The following is a 15,679-nucleotide window of genomic DNA, read 5'->3' on the forward strand; positions in this document are numbered from 1 at the left end:
TTGAGTCGGAAGGACGAGACGTTTGTTTGAAGATAGGCCGCGATGTGCCGTTTCAGCGGATTCGCAATGTCCTCCTCAGCTACGATGCGGAGGCTGAGCTGAAAAGCAGGGGAGCCGCTGGATCAACCAATCGTATTCTTCCCAGAGGTGCCACGGGTGCGGCGAGATCCGGAAGAGCAACCGGGTTTTCCGGGGCTTGTATTGGTGTAGCTGCGGGTGGCAGGCCCAAGGGTCGTGTAAGGAATTACACCAACCTTATATAGATAGTCATTCATTAGGGATCCACCTGAACCCCGCCACCCCCCGGATGACCTCGGGGTGCTCCTGGAGATAAACACACCGCTCTACCAGACGCTCTTGCAAAGCCTCCAGGCTGGGGAAGTGCTCATTGGCCACCGCTTCCCGCAGCAAAGCCACCACCGGCTCCGCTGGGGAGAGCTCCGGGGTGTAGGGCGGTAAGTTCAGCAGCAACAGACCGGGCGGTACCTGGAGGTCTTTGGCCCGGTGCCAGCCCGCGTTGTCCAGGAGCAGCACCAGAACCTTCCTTCTCTCTGGATCCACCTCTCGCTGGAACTCCCGTAGGGCCAGACTCATGAGCTGGCTGTTCACCGTGGGCAGGATCAGGAAGGTGCTCTTCCCACTGGCCGGATGCACGAAGAGGTAGACGTAAAGCCATTCATAGCGGGTGCGATGGAAGGCTAAAGGCCGCTGTCCTTTGAGCGCCCAGACCCTGCGCACGGCCCAGGCGGGCCTCGTCCTGGGCCCAGACCTCCACCCCACGCGCTCGTTGGGGATAGCACCGATGCTGTTCTTCGACCACTTCGGCTAGCTTTTTTTGAAGGCCGCCCGCGCCTCGGCCGTAGCCCTCTGGGTGTGTCGAGGGCGGGGGCTTTGCAGGGTGAAGCCCAAGCGGCGCAGGTAGGTCCAGGCCGTCACCTCAGCCATGGTTTTACCGGTGTGCTCCTTCACCCAGCGGGCCACCTTGTGGGCTGTCCACACCCCCCCCGTCAGAGGAGCGCTCTTGCAAGGCCCGCCAGAGAGCTTGTTGCTCCTCTTGGTTCAGCAGCGCCCGCTTATCCCCTCCTGGGTTGTAGCGGTGCTTATCGATGAGCCCTTGGGGTCCCTCGGCGTTGTAGCGCCGGATGAGCTTGTAGACCCAGTTCTGGCTAAACCCGGTGGCCTGACTCACCTGGGGCAGTTCTCCAGGGTTTGCTGTGCGTACAACCAGATCACCTGCCAGCGGGTCTTCTCCTTGGCATCCTTACAGCTACGGTAGCGCTGTTCGAGTTCCTCCAGGCTCAGGTGGGGGTGTAGGGGTATGGCTTTGCTTGGCATGTATTATTATCTACATAGATTTGGTATCAGAGCCGATCCTGTAGCCAGGCGGGAGTGATCTTTAGGAAGAAGCTGTTAAGAGTGGTGTAGGCTCCAGTAAGCAGCAAAATCCCCACCCCCAGCAGCACCACTCCTGCCGCCAGCTCCACCCCGTGGGAGAAGCGGGCCATACGGCGCAGCATAGGTCGTAGGTGATCGGTGAAGGCTGCTACCAGGAAGAAGGGCAAGGCCAGGCCCAAAATATAGGCCAACAACAGGTGTATTCCTCCTCCGGTAGCCGTCAGGGTAAGGATACCTCCCAAAACCGGGCCGATGCAGGGGGTCCAGCCCAACCCCAGCACGATCCCCAGGATAAAAGCTCCCCAAGGGCGGGTGGTGTCGCCCGTATAGCGTAGGCTTACTCCCCAGCGCGGTCGGAGGCCCAGCATATATAGCCCCAGCAAAATCATGACCGCACCCCCTATCCGGCTCAAGGCCTCTCGGTAGTCGAACAACAGGCTCCCCAAGAGGGTAAAGGGGAGGCCTAAGAGCAAAAATACCGCGGAAAATCCCAGGATAAACGCCGCCGCGTTGACCAGCGGGCGCTCCTTGTCCCCTCCCAGATAGAGCACGTAGGTAGGCACCAGGGGCAGCACACAGGGGGAGAGAAAGGAGATGACTCCCGCAAGGAAGGCGATGGGCAGGCTCAGGGCCATGGGCTCATCAGGGAAGCTCGAGCCAGGGGAAGCGCTTGTGGGTCTCGGGGTCGAGCTGAAGCAGGGCTCGAGCGGGCATTTCCACTTTGGGCAGGGTCTGGGCATTCATCGGCTGGCTGCCGTCGGTGATGCCGTTTTGGTACAAGAGCCAGGCTACCAGCGCATATACCTCGTTGGCGTTCAGGCTGCCTGCATTCCCGTAGGGCATAGCCCGGCGGATGTAGTCGAAGAGGGTGGTCGGGTACTGCCAGTAGTTGCCGATGGCAAACTGGGCGGACTCGGTCTGCGGGGTGATGGGGAAGGGCTCGGCTACCAGACGATTGAATGGATAACCCTCCCCGCTTTTCCCGTGGCAGGCTGCGCATTTCTCCGCGTAGATCCGTTCTCCCTCGGCCACCCCGCCCTCTCCGGGAGGGAGCCCCCGGCCATCGGGCAACACCACCGGACGTAGGTCGTACTGTTCCACCTGCTCCGGGGTAAGGGGAGTGCCCAGCTGGTAACGGGCCGCCACGGCCAGGCTGAGCCCCAGCAAAATTGCCGCAAGCCGCTTAGACATCGAATACCTCCCCGCCACAGCCGCCGGAAGGACCCTGGGCCACCCCGCCCAGAGAGCGGTCACCGTTGGTCACTTGGCCGTCCAGAGCGATCCGCCAGGCCTGGATGGCATTGTAGTGGTAGCGGTTGTTCCTGCCCCACTTCTGGAAGAATTCCTCTCGGCTGGGCTGGGTATGCCCTGCCTCGTCCCAAGCCCGGCTCCATAGGATCGTCTCCTGGCCATTCCAGTACCAGGGCAGCTTGAAGCGCACGAAGGCGTAGCGTTCCACGGGAGGCTCCAAGGTGGCCTGCCGCCAGGTCTTGCCCTCATCAAAAGAGATCTCCACCTTGGTGATGCGCCCATACCCGCTCCAGGCCAGGCCCCGGATCTCGTGGAATCCGGGTTGAATGCGCTGCAAACCCGAAGGATAGGTGATGATGGACTCGGGGTCCATGACCCAGGTAAAGGCCAAGACCTTGCCATCGGCCATCACGTCGGTATACTCGCTGGTTTCGTCCTTGCTCATGGCGGGCAGATCGGTGACCAGGATGCGCCGTAGCCACTTCACCTGGATGCTTCCCTCCCAGCCCGGCACCACCAGCCGTACCGGATAGCCCTGCTCGGGGCGCAAGGCCTCTCCGTTTTGGGCGTAGGCTACCAGCACATCCTCGAGGGCTTTCTCGAGGGGAAGACTGCGGGTATAGGCCACCGCATCCATCCCTTCGGGGATGAGCCAGCGGGCCCCGGGCTGGAGTCCGGCCTCTTTTAGCAGCAGGGCTAGGGGTACCCCAGTCCAGCTCACATTGGAGGCCAGCCCCCGGCTGCGGGTAGCGGTGAGGTTAGGGTCGGGTGGATTACGGTAGCCGTTTTGCCCGTTCCCTGCGCACTCGATGAAGTAGGTGCGGGTCGTCGAGGGAAAGCGTCTAAGGTCTTCCAGCGTGAACATCAACGGCTGCTCGACCTTTCCGTGAATCACCAACCGGTAAGCCTGGGGGTCCACCTGCGGTATCCCCCCGTGGTGCCGCTCGAAGTGCAGGCCGTTGGGGGTGATGACCCCATTGAGCTTTTCCAGCGGGGCGAAGTCGGCCCCGCTGGTTCGGGTGCGCAGGTTAGGGGAGATGTAGCGCACCACCTCGGCCTCGAAAGGAGAGCGCTCTCCATATTCCGAGAGGGGTGTTCCCAGGGTTTTCAGGGGCTCGAGGGTCTTTTCCTCCCAGGCTTTAGGCTGGGCTTGGGCTTTGAGCCAAGGGGAGAGGAGCATCCCTCCCCCCAGCAGCCGAAAGAACTTTCTCCGCTCCATTCCACCTCCCCTAAGCCCGCGGGCCAAACATGTCTTGCCAAAGGCTCTGAGCCCAGCCGTAGGCGGCGGTGCCGTTCGCTGCGGAGCGCTGGTTATCTACGGCGCTTTGCGCTTTAATCTGCTTTGCGGCTTCGTCCCAGGAATAGTTGGCCGACACCCAGATGGCTTCTTCCGAATCCACGAACGAATAGCAGATGTTGGTAGGCAGCATGAGGGGGATCTCGGCCAGGGGTTTGCCGCCCAGCCGCTCGGCGATGTGTTTGGCTACGATGTTGCCAGAGACGTAGGCGATCATGCCGCTTTTGGGGTAGGGGGTGTTGCCAGTGATGTCCCCTACGAGATAGATGCGCTCGTCTTTCTCGGAGAGGAAGTGGGGGAGTTGCACGTTGGCCCAGCGCTCGCCGAGCCCTACCTGACGGACGATCTCGGCGGCCTTCATGGGGGGGATGAGGTCGGCCAGGGTGAAAGGCACATCTCCCAGTTCGGTCTTCACCAGCTTCTTCTCATAGTCCAAGCCGGTGATGCGGGTGTTGGGGATGTACTCGAGGTGGTTCTTGTAGAGGTCGTTGTAGGCGGCGAGGAAGCCGGGGGCTTTGGAGATGGGCTGGGGATTGGCGTCCAAGACGATGACCTTGCCTTTTACCCCTTTGGTTTTGAGCCGCCAGGCCAGCATGGCTGCCCGTTCGTAGGGTCCCGGGGGGCAGCGGTAGGGGGGGTTGGGAATGTACATGACCAGTTCCCCGCCGGTTTCGTCAAACTGATCTAGCATACGCCGCAGGGCTACGTGCTCGAAGGGCTTGAAGCCCACCGGCATCAAGTGGCGCACCTCGGCATAGCCGGGAATGGCTTCGTACATGTAGGCGATCCCTGGGGCGAGCACTAAGAAGTCGTAGGCCAGGTAACCCCCGGTGGTCCGGACCAGCCGCCGCTCCCGGTTGATGTCCAGCACCCGCTCCTGAATGAATACCACCCCATCCTTGACCACGTTGGTGTAATCGAAGACCAGAAACTCCAGGGGCTTTATCCCGGCCAAGAAGAGGTTGGACATGGGGCACGACATGAACAAAGGCTTTGGCTCGATGAGCACCACCTCGGCCTCGGGGCGTTGTTGCTTGACCTTGCGGGCCACCGTGGTGCCGCCCCAGCCCCCACCCACCACCACCACCCGGGCCTTGCGGCGATCGGGAAGCAGGGTAGGGGTAAGGGGGGTGGCATAAAACTCCTGCTGGGCTTTGGCCCCGTTGCCTAGAGTGCTGGCCGCGGTGAGGGTGGCCCCCGCTTTGAGCAGTTGACGACGGTTGAATTTGGACATCCTTCCCTCCTTACTGGCCCGGACGGTAGGGTACCCCTCCGGTGCTTTCCAGAACCTCGGTGATGGTTTTACGGGCTTCCTGGAGCATGGCCACCGCGGGTGAACCCATAACCCCGGGCATGATGGTCATGAGCATGGGCTCGATGGCCCCCACCAAGGCCCCGCCGGGCATGTCCACTGCGAAGAAGCGGCACGGGGCGGCAAACCCTCCGGCAGGCTGAGTGTTGAACATGATCCGGGCCCACTCGCTCTTGCAGGGCATGATCACGGTGACCGGTCCCACTTTGAGATTGGGGGTGAGGTTGAGGCCGCGGGCGGTGAGCTCCCCCTCGAGCAAAAGCACCATGTCCTCGGCCTTGGCCCCGCTCACAAAGTAGAGTAGCGCCGGCATCATCCCCGAGCTGGGGTCGGGCATCATGGCCGGGGCAATGCGCTCGAGTTTGCCCAGCTGGCCCAAGCTGGCCTCGAGGCGAGAGACGAGCCCATCGATTTCAGGGCTGGCCACGCCCAGCATGTTGAACAGCAATCGCCCGTCGAAGGTTCCTACCGTGGTCACCCCAGCTTTGGCCGCGTGCACGTAGACGGTAGGGGGGAGGACGATGGCGGCCATGGGGTTTTTGGAGGCAGCGGCTTGGCTCCCGGCCTCAGGCTTGAGCACCACCAGGTGGTAGTCGGGGAAGGGAGCTCCGGTGACCTGCCGAATCTGTTCTCCCAGGTTCAAGACCCGCTCCGGCTCGAGGCCGTTGGCTTTCAACGCAGCCAGGGCCTGGTTTTCAACCTGGGCCAGACTCCCTGGCACTTCAACCTGAACCGACTGCGCCCAGGCCAAGCCCAGCAGCGCTGTCCAAATCCACATCCATAGCCTTCTCATGGCTTGCCTCCTTCCACGGGTAGGCCGGCATCCAGCCAGCCTTTGAAGCCGTGTGCGATATTCTTTGCGTTGGTATAGCCCAACGCCTGCAGATAGGCTGTGATCACTACGCTCACGCTGCCACTGCCGCAGTAGACCAAGATCAGCGCGCTATGGTCCTTGGGCAACTCAAAAAGCCGCTCGGGTACCTCCCCGGCGTAGATATGTGCCGAATGGGGGATATAGCCCCGTTGCCGCTCCTCGCTGGTGCGCACGTCCAGGACAAAGGGATCAAAGATCAGCAAGTCGCGGGCTTCGGTAGGGTAGACCAGGTAACTGGCGGGGGGTACCTGCTGGATAAACTTTCCAAAGGCCACCGTCCAGTCCTCACGCCCAGCCTGGGCCTTTGCCCAAGGAAGCAGCGGGAGGATGGCCAAAAGCTGCCGGCGGGGGAGCATGGCTAGCGGGTGAAGAAAGGAAGCTCTTGGAAGCTATGCCCGGCCTTGCTGGCCTCGGCGAGGATGTACATGGTTAGGGCGATCTGAGGTTGGGAGTAGAAGTCGGGAGCTGGGATGCCCACCGAGGTGTAACAGAACTGGATGCGGTTTTCAAAGGTGTACATCCGGTCCTCCTCGAAGCGGTACGCCGGCCACTCGCTTCCGAGACCCTGCTTGGGGCTCATCACCGGGGAAAGCCGGACCCGTTTCCCGGCATAGCTGTCGTGGCAGATCGCGCAACTCATGTCCCGGGGTCCGGCGCGGGTGTACCAAAGCTCCCGGCCCAGGGTGTACATGGCGATCTCGGCGGGGTGTTGGGGACGGACCTCCATCTTGGCTTTGCTGGACTTTGAAGCCACAAAGGTGGTCAGCGCCACCACCTCGTCACGCTTGATCTCCTCGGGCCGGAAGCCTTGGATGCGCTCCATGCAACCTACGATGCGCGTTTCCAGATCCTCTACTTTTCGGGTGTCGGGGAAGTAGCGGGGAAGGCGGGCATAAGCCCCCTCGAGCTTCCCCGGTCCCAGGCCAAAGTCGCAGCTTTCGAGGCTTTTTTCCTTGGGACCCCGTTTGGCGTAAAACAGCTCCTCTCCCTGCGAGGCAAAAAGGTCTCCGGGAAGAATGCCGAAATTCTGCAGGTATTGCTGACGCTGCTTCATGGCCTCTTCGAAGGGATCGAGGGGTTTTTCCTGTTGGTCTTGTTGGGACAGGGCGAAGAGGGTTGTGCTAGCGGCCAACAACAGGGCTATGGGCAGGCTTTTGCGCATCGCTCACCTCTGGTTGATGGGGGAATGGGGGTCTAGCAAAAACGCCACCAAGTCGGCTGTTTCCTCCGGGGTGAACAGCCCGTGTACGCCGCCGCGGTACATCAGCGAGCAGGGTACGTAGGCCCAGGAGTTGTAGATTTTTTCATAGGTGTAGCGTAGCACCCCTTCCGAAGTACCCCGGCTTCCGTAGCCGGTGAGGCTCGGGCCCATGGTTCCATAAGCCAGCTGCTTAGGATCGCCCTGGTGGCAGGCATAGCAGTTGCCCCGCTTAGGGTCGGTGAATACCTTTTCCCCGTTTTGCCAGTCTCCCAGCAGCTTTCCGGTCTTGGGGTAGCGGATCAGGGCTTTTTGCCCTTGGAGGAACTGTGGGATAAGCGCGCTGGGGAGCTGGTTGCGGTACTGGGTACAAAGCTGCTGGGCGGGGTCTTGGGACAGCAGCACCTGGGCGTAGGACTCTCCACCGGAGTGCACCGCGCTCTCGAGGCGGGCTTTAAAGGGACCCGACTGGGAAGTAGTCAGCCCTAAAAAGGCCAGGACACCGATCAGGATCGCTTTTTGCTTCATTCGTTTCCTCCGGGAAGGTGGTAGTTACGCTCCGGCACGCGCACGTTGGGCCTCGGGGGCAGCTTTACCCGGCCCTCTTGCTTCACGTACTCCACAATCAGCTCGTGAATGGGTCGGGGGGAGAAACCCTCTACCAGGGTGCCCAGGCGCTGGAGCCTGCCCCCGTAGGCCGCTACCCGGTATTCCCGGTCCGGCTCGAGCGGGCGTCCCCGAACCTCGAGGTTTTGGATCCGTTTTCCCAGCGGGGCATCGATGTGCAGGGTGTAGGTAATGCCATAGCTTCGGCTCATGTCCCCGCCTTGCTGGTAAAAAGGGTCGGGGGTAAAGACGTTGGCCGCCACGTCCTCGAGGAGGCCTTTGAGCCGCTCCCCTTTGAGTTTGAACACGTATACCTCGGGGTAGGTGAAGCCGGTATAGGCCAGGATGTGATCCAGGGTCAGGGGTTCTCCCGGCAGCAAAGTAGTCCCCCAGCGGGTACCGGGGCTAAAGATCACCTCGGTTTCCGGGTAATGTGCTTCGATGGCCCGGCAGGCCAGTTCGTCCAGGGTGGAGTAGAGGGTGTCGCGCTTATACAGCAGGCTTTCTGTCTGGGCGATGGGCTCGAGTAGATCGGGATTTTCCTGGTAGACCCGCTCGACCAAGGTCTTGGCCTCGGGGTCCTCGGGCAGCACCCGGGAGAAGATGGGGAGCAGCCGAAGCCGGAGGTCGGCAATCCCCCCCCGCATGAGGGCCAGGTCTATGCGGGCGAGCACCTTGCCCCCCGACCCTCCCGCGACCAGGAAGGTCTTTCCTACCCGCAAGCGTACCGGGGTGAGGTCGTGGGTGTGACCGGAGAGGATCAAGTCAATACCCTGGATGCGTTGGGCCAGGGCCATATCCAGCGGTAGCCCCCCGTGGGAAAGCAAGACCACCGCGTCTACTTTCATAGCCCTGAGTCGGTCTACGGTTTTCTGAAGGTCTTGCTCTTTGATGCCAAAAGAGAGGCCTTCGGAGAATTCCTCCGGATGGGAGACCTTGATATAGGGGTAGGTGAGCCCGATAATCCCTACGCTGAAGCGGCCCGCTGGGTACACCGCGTAGGCGGGATACACCGGATCTCCAAAGACCTCATCGGTGGTGTTGTAGCTCAGCACCTGTGCCTTGAGCTTTTTTTCCAGTTCCTCCACCCGCTCTCGCCCCAAGGTGTACTCCCAGTGGTAGACCATGTGCTGGAAGCCGCTGAGGTTCATCCAATCCACCAAGGCCTCGCCCCGGGTGCGCAAAGAGGGGCCGGAGTTGGTCCAGTTGTCCCCCCCATCCAGCACCAGCACCGGCCTTTGTGCCGCTGCCTTCTGGCTACGGATGAGCTGGGTAATCTGCGCAGCCCCCCCGATGGGGCCGAAGCGCTCAGCCAGGGTCTGGAAATCCAAGTAGCTGCCCAGGTAAGCCATAGCGCTACCCGGCTGAACCCCGTAGCGACGAAGAAAGGCCGCACCGCTGAGGTAGCCGGGCTGTCCCAGCAGGGGCTGGGGGGCGAGGAGGTTGGGCGGCTCCATGTAGTAGTGCGGCCTGAGTTGACCGTGGAGGTCGGTGAGGTACAAAAGGGTGAAGTCCCCATAAGGGGGAAGGTCGTACAAACTCTCGGGTTTCTCCAGGGCCTGAGCCCAGGCCCTAGGCGAGGACAAGCCCAAGGCCAGGAGGAGTCCGATGAGCTCGCGCCGGGTCATTATTTACTCCCGGTGGCGGCAGGCTTGGTGTTGAAGTCTGAGGTGGGATCCAAGAGATACGCCACCACGTCGGCGATCTCCTCCGGGGTGAGGAGGCCTTGTACGCCGAAGCGATACATTACTGTGCAGGGGAAGTACGCCCAGGAGTTGTACACGACCGCGTAGGTATAGCGCTGAATGGCCTCCGACTGCCCCCGCCGTCCGTATTTTTCCAGGCTGGGTCCTACGTTCCCCCCCCAGTTCACCGGGGAGCCAAAGTGGCAGGTGAAGCAGTTGGCCTTGGCCATGTCGTTGAAGATGGCTCCCCCTTTTCTCCAGTCCCCCATAAGCTTTGCCGGGTATTTGATCAGGCTCTGCTGTTCTTGCAAAAACCCGGAGAGCCGGTCTGAGGGGAGGTGGTTTTTATACTGCGAGCAAAGGGCCTGATCCTTGGGCTGCTCTGCCAAAGCCGCATAAAACTCCTTGCCCGCAGTCTGGAGGAGCTGCTGCTCCTGGGAGGTGAAGGGGCTATTGCTTTGCCCCAAGACCACCAGCAGCGAAAAGCCCAAAAGCACCAAGACGATTTTGCGCATGCGCTTCTCCTTAGCGCACGAAGGCGGGAGATTCCTCGATTTTGGCCCCGTTGCTTTTTTGAGCCATGAAAAGCTCGAGGGCGATGATCGGGGCAGAGTAGAAATCGGGGCGCGGATGGCCTAGGTTGCCGTAGCAGGCTCGGATGCGGTCCTCCATGGTCCAGCTTTGGTCGTTGGAGTAGCGGTAGGCAGGCCAGTGGGTCCAGGAGTGATCCTCGCCCAGCACGTCGGCGTAAAAGAGGGGTCCGGCCCGCCGGCCCACATAGTCCACGTGACAGGTCGCGCAACCCACATCCCGCTTGCCGCTACGGGCGTAGAAAAGCTTTTCACCCAGGGCGTACAGAGCTTGCTCTTGGGGGGTAGATACCGTTACCCGCACCTGTTCCCCGCTAGACTGGCTAGCGATGTAAAACGCTGCAGCTACCACATCCGAACGCTTGACTTCCTCGGGCTTGAACCCCTGGACTTGGGTCATGCAGTAGACGATGCGGGTGTCTAAGTCGTCGACCCGTTGGCTATCGGGAAAGTAGCGGGGGAGCCGGGCCATGGCTCCCTTGATTATCCCCGGGCCCAGACCGAAGTCGCAGGCTTCCATGCTCTTGCCGCTGGGTCCTTTACGCAAGAAGACTTCCTTGCCTTGCTCGGTGACCAGCTCAGTGGGGAGGATCCCCATGGTCTGGCGCAGGAGTTCTTTTTGCCGTGCCAGCTCCTCTTTGGCGTTTTGAGCACTCTCCCCTTGGGCCAGTACCAGCGTCAGGGAAAGGAGTGATAGCAATCCGATCCATCTCCACATACGGCCTCCTCGATGTGGCGCAGTGCTGGACTAGGCCAACTCCAGCTTGACGGAGGCTTCGCCGCTATCTCCCTTGTTGTCCCTGAGCTTGATGGTAAAGGTGCCCGGCTGACCAGCCTGAAAAGCCAGCCCGAATAGCGGGTTGGCGCTCACGCCGGGTTCGGGCAGGATGCTGGCCACTTTTTGTCCCTCGAAGTACACCTCCACCGAATCGATGTAGTGCGCGGGGATGAGGTTGCCCTTTTCATCTTTGCGGGTGCCGGGTTCCATGGGGTGCTGGGCCACCACTTGGAGTTTGAAGGTATCCCCCGCTTTGGGTTTGGGAGGGGTTAGGCGGGCTAGGGTACGAATGGCCATATGTGCACCTCCTTCTAGCCGCACCCGCCCACGGTGACGCGGGTGCTGGCGGAAGCCATGAGCAACTTGCCGTCTTGGGTTTCCACTACCGCCCGCACCGCCGAGGTCTCGGCCATGCGGGTTCGGGAGGCGTAGTAGGGCACGGCCTGCCCCAGCTCCACCTTGACGATATGGGGGGAAGGGTTTTTATCCACGAAGAGATGAATGGCTTTTACCTGGTCTTTGGGCAGGTTGACCTCGATCTCGAAGGGCACATTCGCCCCAGATTCGGCGATGGTGGGCATGTTTAGCTTCACCGCGGGCGAGGGGGTGAGGTCTTTGAAGCTTTTGCCCAAAGCTTTTTGCAGGGCGGGCTCTAAATGGGCGACGTCTTCCCCCTCGAGCCCGCCCCCCTGGGCTACTGCTGGAGCCAACTTGGAAGCCAGTAGAGCTCCGGTCAACATGCCTGCTTTAAGAAAGCCTCTTCTATCCACAACTGCCACCTCCTTGAGTGGAGACCTGCTGTAGTTCTTGCAGGAACTGCGCCCGGGGACGACTGCCGAAAAGCCGCCCCGTTTCCTTCCAGCTATTCTCGCGGGGCGCTAGGAAAACGAAGGTGGGAGTGCCCAGTGCCCGTAACTGACGGGCTAGAGCAAGCCCTTCAGGACTCTGGCTATCTACGCTGGCCACCACGAAGCAGCGCTCTAGCGCCTGCGATACCGCAGGATCGGAGAGTACAAAGGTGTTCATCTGCTCGCAGTAAGGACAGCCGTGACGCCAGAAATAGACCATGAGGGTGCGCCCCGTTTGCTGGGCCAGTTGGCTGGCTTCGGGATAGGTATACCAATAGTTGAAGTCCGCTGCTGTCACTACAGGGAACCAGGGATATACCACGCCGATGAGCCCGAGGATGCCCGTTCGCACAAGTCGCATAGCTGGTGTACATGTGATTTTATATCATCTGGGGGTATAAGGGTCAAGCATCTATTTGTGATTTATTTCCCTCAATTACCGCATAAACACATGCGCCTGGGGTGTCGCAAGATGTTGAATCCTAAGACAGTCAGACGGACTGACGATTTGCTGAAATTGCCGTCTAGATGGAATAATCTGCGATACAAAACACTTCAAACATATACCCCATATGGGTAGCTAAAAGTGATGGGGAAACCACCGACCCTCGAGCCATCTCGATTGTGTTTGCAGCAGCTCATGTCGGGGATTGGCAAGATCGCTTTTATTTGTAAACCGACGCTACCTTGTTTATGACAGATGGGGTATAATTTAGTTGACGGGAGAAGAGAAGGGCATGCGGTGGAAATGTGCCGGTATTGTTTTGGCAGGGATGATGCTGGTGGCCTTGGCAGCCAAACCCGGCGATAAGGCTCCGGATTTCCGCCTAGCCGACGCGAAAGGCACCATCTACACCTTGGCAAGCTTCAAAGGCAAGCCGGTAGTCATCACCTTTTGGGCGAGTTGGTGTTCGGTGTGTAAGGCAGAGTTCCCCAAGCTACACCAGCTAGCCCAGGAGTACCAGATCCCCTTCGTGGTCATCAGCCGGGAGCCTAAAGATACGGCTTCGGTGGTACAGGCTTACATGAAGGTGTATCCGTCATTTTTGCCCCTGCTGGCCTTGCCGGGCGGAGATACCCCGGTTACGGTCGCCAACCGCTTTAGGGTCTTGGGTCAGCCATGGACCTTTGTGTTGGACGGCGAAGGCCGGATTGTGAACCTTTATGCCGGCCCGGTGCAGGTAGAGGCAATCAAGGACGACCTGGCCCTGGCGGGCTACCAGGGAGCTGCGCCTTGAGCGGTGATGGATACTGGCAAAGTCTGGCAGGCTTATCCTTGGTTTGAACATCAGGGGGATAAGAAGACCCAAGCGTCTGGCAAGAGCTACCGAGCTTCTGGGCTGTGCTTTAGGGCAAGGAGCTGCGCTGGCCTTTGCATCTCAGGCGCTTTGCCTCTAGACTGAGGTGCTCATGGCCGGACTGGAGAACCGCCGCGCGCGCCACGATTATGAGATCCTCGAGACCTACGAGGCGGGGTTGGTGCTGCGGGGCAGTGAGGTCAAATCCATCCGGGCGGGCCAGGTGGACTTCACCGGTGCCTTCGCCCGCTTCGAAAACGGCGAACTCTTCCTCGAGAACCTCTACGTTGCCCCTTACGAGAAGGGCGGCTATACCAACCACGACCCCCGTCGCCTGCGCAAGCTGCTGCTGCACAAGAGCGAACTGCAAAAGCTGCGCTCGAGGGTTGAGCAGAAGGGCCTGACCCTGGTTCCACTCAAGCTCTACTTCAACGAGCGCGGCCTGGCCAAGCTGCTCGTGGGGCTAGGGCGTGGCAAGAAAGCCTTCCAGAAGAAGGACGACGACAAGCGTCGGGCTGTGCAGCGCGAGCTGGAGAGCTGGTGAGCTTGCAAGCGGTGCTCACAGCGGTTAGAACTGTAGCGATGTTCCGCAGGCGTTGGCCGTTGGTGGCCTTACTGATCCCGCTCTTGTTGGCCTTCACCGCAGCCCAGAGCCAGTCCTCTTTGGCCGCAGGCAGCCGCACCGTGCCCGTAGCTTTCGCTGGCGGGGTTCCTTACGCTCCGGCTGAGCCCGTCGCTCAGGCCCTGGGGCTGGGCTTCACCGCTTCCCGTACGGGGGTCTACGTCAGCCTGGGGGGGCGGGTGGAGTGGTTTGCCTACGCCAACAGCGCCGCCGAGGCCGGGAGTACCGGCAAGGCCTGGCGGCGGGAGGGCGAGCCCTGGCTTTCCATCCGCGGCCTGGCGGCGGCCTTCGGTCTGGAGTATCGCCAGGTCGGTAGCACCTACGTACTGGGCCTGCGCCCGGCCCGACTGCTGACGGTGCGCAAGAGCACGAGCTCCGAGCCCAACCGCTTGCTCCTGAGCTTCGACCGCGATGTGCAGGTGCGCTTACTCGAGCAGAACCCCCCCACCCTGGCCCTCATCGGCGTGGTGGAGGCCAGCGAGAGCGGGGGCCTCGAGGTCGCCCCAGCCAACTACGGCTTGCGCCTGACCCTCCCTCCCATTTCCGGCCCTTTGCGGCTTTCCTATTCCAGCAATACGGTGGTGCTGGAGTGGGGTCAGGACAAGTTCAGCCCTCGGATCGTGCTCGATCCCGGCCACGGCGGTAGCGATACGGGGGTCGTGGTGGGAGGGGTGCGTGAGAAGGATATCACCCTCAACCTCGCCCGGAGCCTGGCCGAAAAGCTCCGCAGCCGCGACCTGAGCGTGAGCCTGACCCACTCAGATGACCGCAACCCCTCCCTGCGGGAGCGGGCCGGCCAGGCTACCTTCGCCCAGGTCTTCGTCAGCCTGCACGCGGCCAGCGGCAAGGGCTTCACCCTCTACACCTACCCCGACGAGCGCGGCCTGGCTTTCCTGGACAAGGGGCGACAACTCTTGCCCAAGACGGCGGGAGCACGCCGGGAGCTGCTGGCTCGTTTCGTGGCCGAACCCGACGCCAGTTTGCATCTATCCAGGGAGATCGCCGGCGCCCTGGCCAACCGGGCCTTGGTCCCCCTCGAAGCCCAGGGCCCCTACTTTGTACTCTCGCAGGCCGGGGGGGCGGCAGTGTTGCTCGAGGTGGGCATGGACGAAGCGGGCAACCCCGAGCAGCGTGGGAAGATCGTGGATGCGCTGACCGAGGCCATCCTCAGGTACTTGGGGATTCCCCTGGAGGGACCTCGCACCCAGCCTGCGGACGATTCCCTTCGGGGGCGGGCAGGCCCAGTACGCTACAGCGCGTCCCTCCCGCTTGGAGGTAGTACCCGATGAGGCGTTTCCTGACCTTCTTTAACCTTTTGGGCCTGCTGGTGCTGGTTGGCGGGGTCTGGGGCCTCCTCTACACCCAGGGCGCTTTGCAGGTGCCGGTAGTCAGCCTCCCCAGCAAGGCCGACGAGCAGTTGGGCCAGCGCATCGTGCGCCTGCACTTTGCCAATGCCAAGGCCGATGGCTTTGCCGTCGAGACCCGCACCATCCGGATTGCCGGGGGTGACGACCCCCTCGAGCTGGCCCTGGCCGAGCTGCTCAAGGGGCCCCAGGCCCAGGGAGCTTTCCCCATTGCCCCGGTCGGCTTGGCCGTGCCCGAGGTGTATCTCTACGGCGATGTGGCCGTGGTCAACCTGCCTGCCGAGTACGGCCAGCTCCGGCAAGGTAGCGCTGCTGAAGCAATGCTCATCTACGGCATGGCTTATACGCTGCTCGACTTTCCCCAGGTCGGGTCGGTGCGCTTTTTGCTCGGTGGCAAGGAAGTTGAGTCGCTCGGACACCTCAGCCTGCTCGAGCCCATTACCCGGCCCCGGTGATCTAGTTTATAAATTTTTCACGAGCAAGATTTATCGTGAAATAACTCACTTATATACCCAGTAGGCAAAGCAAGCCCCTTACGGTACACTCAGCCTTCGACCGGCG

Annotated in this window: 18 protein-coding genes and 1 pseudogene; 4 read left to right on the plus strand and 15 right to left on the minus strand. The window is 61.3% G+C overall.

Features of this window, described 5'->3' with window-relative positions:
• Nucleotides 1-267 precede the first annotated feature (267 nt).
• The 15 genes and pseudogenes from B047_RS17580 to B047_RS0106735 form a co-directional block, all read right to left on the minus strand.
• A pseudogene (locus B047_RS17580) lies at nucleotides 268-1,335 on the minus strand (IS630 family transposase).
• A 26-nt stretch (nucleotides 1,336-1,361) separates the two neighbouring features.
• On the minus strand, nucleotides 1,362-2,030 hold the full coding sequence (locus B047_RS0106670) for a cytochrome c biogenesis CcdA family protein (protein ID WP_018466175.1): 669 nt from the start codon (nucleotides 2,028-2,030) through the stop codon (nucleotides 1,362-1,364).
• Nucleotides 2,031-2,037: 7 nt separating this feature from the next.
• Nucleotides 2,038-2,586 carry a c-type cytochrome gene (locus B047_RS0106675; RefSeq protein WP_026234663.1) on the minus strand — a complete coding sequence of 183 codons (549 nt, stop codon included), beginning with the start codon at nucleotides 2,584-2,586 and terminating at the stop codon, nucleotides 2,038-2,040.
• Complete coding sequence (soxC, locus tag B047_RS0106680) at nucleotides 2,579-3,865, minus strand: sulfite dehydrogenase (RefSeq protein ID WP_018466177.1); 1,287 nt, start codon at nucleotides 3,863-3,865, stop codon at nucleotides 2,579-2,581. Before soxC ends, B047_RS0106675 begins: the two co-directional genes overlap by 8 nt.
• A gap of 10 nt (nucleotides 3,866-3,875) precedes the next feature.
• On the minus strand, nucleotides 3,876-5,177 hold the full coding sequence (locus B047_RS0106685) for an FAD-dependent oxidoreductase (RefSeq protein WP_018466178.1): 1,302 nt from the start codon (nucleotides 5,175-5,177) through the stop codon (nucleotides 3,876-3,878).
• A gap of 10 nt (nucleotides 5,178-5,187) precedes the next feature.
• A complete protein-coding gene (locus B047_RS0106690) occupies nucleotides 5,188-6,033 on the minus strand; it encodes a translation initiation factor 2 (RefSeq protein ID WP_018466179.1) in 846 nt (281 codons plus the stop codon).
• Between the two features lie 11 nt (nucleotides 6,034-6,044).
• Nucleotides 6,045-6,485 carry a rhodanese-like domain-containing protein gene (locus tag B047_RS0106695; protein ID WP_018466180.1) on the minus strand — a complete coding sequence of 147 codons (441 nt, stop codon included), beginning with the start codon at nucleotides 6,483-6,485 and terminating at the stop codon, nucleotides 6,045-6,047.
• A 2-nt stretch (nucleotides 6,486-6,487) separates the two neighbouring features.
• Nucleotides 6,488-7,291, minus strand: coding sequence for a sulfur oxidation c-type cytochrome SoxA (gene soxA, locus B047_RS0106700; protein ID WP_018466181.1), 804 nt, complete (start codon nucleotides 7,289-7,291; stop codon nucleotides 6,488-6,490).
• A gap of 3 nt (nucleotides 7,292-7,294) precedes the next feature.
• Entirely contained in the window at nucleotides 7,295-7,855 is a 561-nt protein-coding gene (gene soxX / locus B047_RS0106705; protein ID WP_018466182.1) for a sulfur oxidation c-type cytochrome SoxX, read from the minus strand.
• Entirely contained in the window at nucleotides 7,852-9,561 is a 1,710-nt protein-coding gene (soxB, locus tag B047_RS0106710) for a thiosulfohydrolase SoxB (protein ID WP_018466183.1), read from the minus strand. Before soxB ends, soxX (B047_RS0106705) begins: the two co-directional genes overlap by 4 nt.
• A complete protein-coding gene (gene soxX, locus B047_RS0106715) occupies nucleotides 9,561-10,133 on the minus strand; it encodes a sulfur oxidation c-type cytochrome SoxX (protein WP_018466184.1) in 573 nt (190 codons plus the stop codon). The genes soxB and soxX (B047_RS0106715) overlap by 1 nt, the downstream gene beginning before the upstream one ends.
• Nucleotides 10,134-10,143: 10 nt before the next feature.
• Nucleotides 10,144-10,926: a sulfur oxidation c-type cytochrome SoxA gene (soxA, locus tag B047_RS0106720; protein WP_026234665.1), complete on the minus strand. Its 783-nt coding sequence runs from the start codon at nucleotides 10,924-10,926 to the stop codon at nucleotides 10,144-10,146.
• A 30-nt stretch (nucleotides 10,927-10,956) separates the two neighbouring features.
• Nucleotides 10,957-11,283: a thiosulfate oxidation carrier complex protein SoxZ gene (soxZ, locus tag B047_RS0106725; protein ID WP_018466186.1), complete on the minus strand. Its 327-nt coding sequence runs from the start codon at nucleotides 11,281-11,283 to the stop codon at nucleotides 10,957-10,959.
• 14 nt (nucleotides 11,284-11,297) lie between these two features.
• The gene (gene soxY / locus B047_RS0106730) at nucleotides 11,298-11,756 is read right to left on the minus strand and encodes a thiosulfate oxidation carrier protein SoxY (protein WP_026234666.1); all 459 of its coding nucleotides are present in this window, start codon (nucleotides 11,754-11,756) and stop codon (nucleotides 11,298-11,300) included.
• Nucleotides 11,749-12,195, minus strand: coding sequence for a thioredoxin family protein (locus B047_RS0106735; protein WP_018466188.1), 447 nt, complete (start codon nucleotides 12,193-12,195; stop codon nucleotides 11,749-11,751). The genes soxY and B047_RS0106735 overlap by 8 nt, the downstream gene beginning before the upstream one ends.
• Nucleotides 12,196-12,571: 376 nt before the next feature.
• Between B047_RS0106735 and B047_RS0106740 the strand changes: the two genes are divergently transcribed.
• From B047_RS0106740 to B047_RS0106755, 4 genes are all read left to right on the plus strand, one after another.
• Complete coding sequence (locus tag B047_RS0106740; RefSeq protein ID WP_026234667.1) at nucleotides 12,572-13,072, plus strand: TlpA family protein disulfide reductase; 501 nt, start codon at nucleotides 12,572-12,574, stop codon at nucleotides 13,070-13,072.
• A 172-nt stretch (nucleotides 13,073-13,244) separates the two neighbouring features.
• On the plus strand, nucleotides 13,245-13,676 hold the full coding sequence (gene smpB / locus B047_RS0106745) for an SsrA-binding protein SmpB (protein WP_018466190.1): 432 nt from the start codon (nucleotides 13,245-13,247) through the stop codon (nucleotides 13,674-13,676).
• A gap of 38 nt (nucleotides 13,677-13,714) precedes the next feature.
• The gene (locus B047_RS16445) at nucleotides 13,715-15,043 is read left to right on the plus strand and encodes an N-acetylmuramoyl-L-alanine amidase family protein (protein ID WP_018466191.1); all 1,329 of its coding nucleotides are present in this window, start codon (nucleotides 13,715-13,717) and stop codon (nucleotides 15,041-15,043) included.
• A complete protein-coding gene (locus B047_RS0106755; protein WP_018466192.1) occupies nucleotides 15,040-15,573 on the plus strand; it encodes a GerMN domain-containing protein in 534 nt (177 codons plus the stop codon). Before B047_RS16445 ends, B047_RS0106755 begins: the two co-directional genes overlap by 4 nt.
• Nucleotides 15,574-15,679 lie beyond the last annotated feature (106 nt).

The organism is Calidithermus timidus DSM 17022 (assembly GCF_000373205.1).
Classification (GTDB): domain Bacteria; phylum Deinococcota; class Deinococci; order Deinococcales; family Thermaceae; genus Calidithermus; species Calidithermus timidus.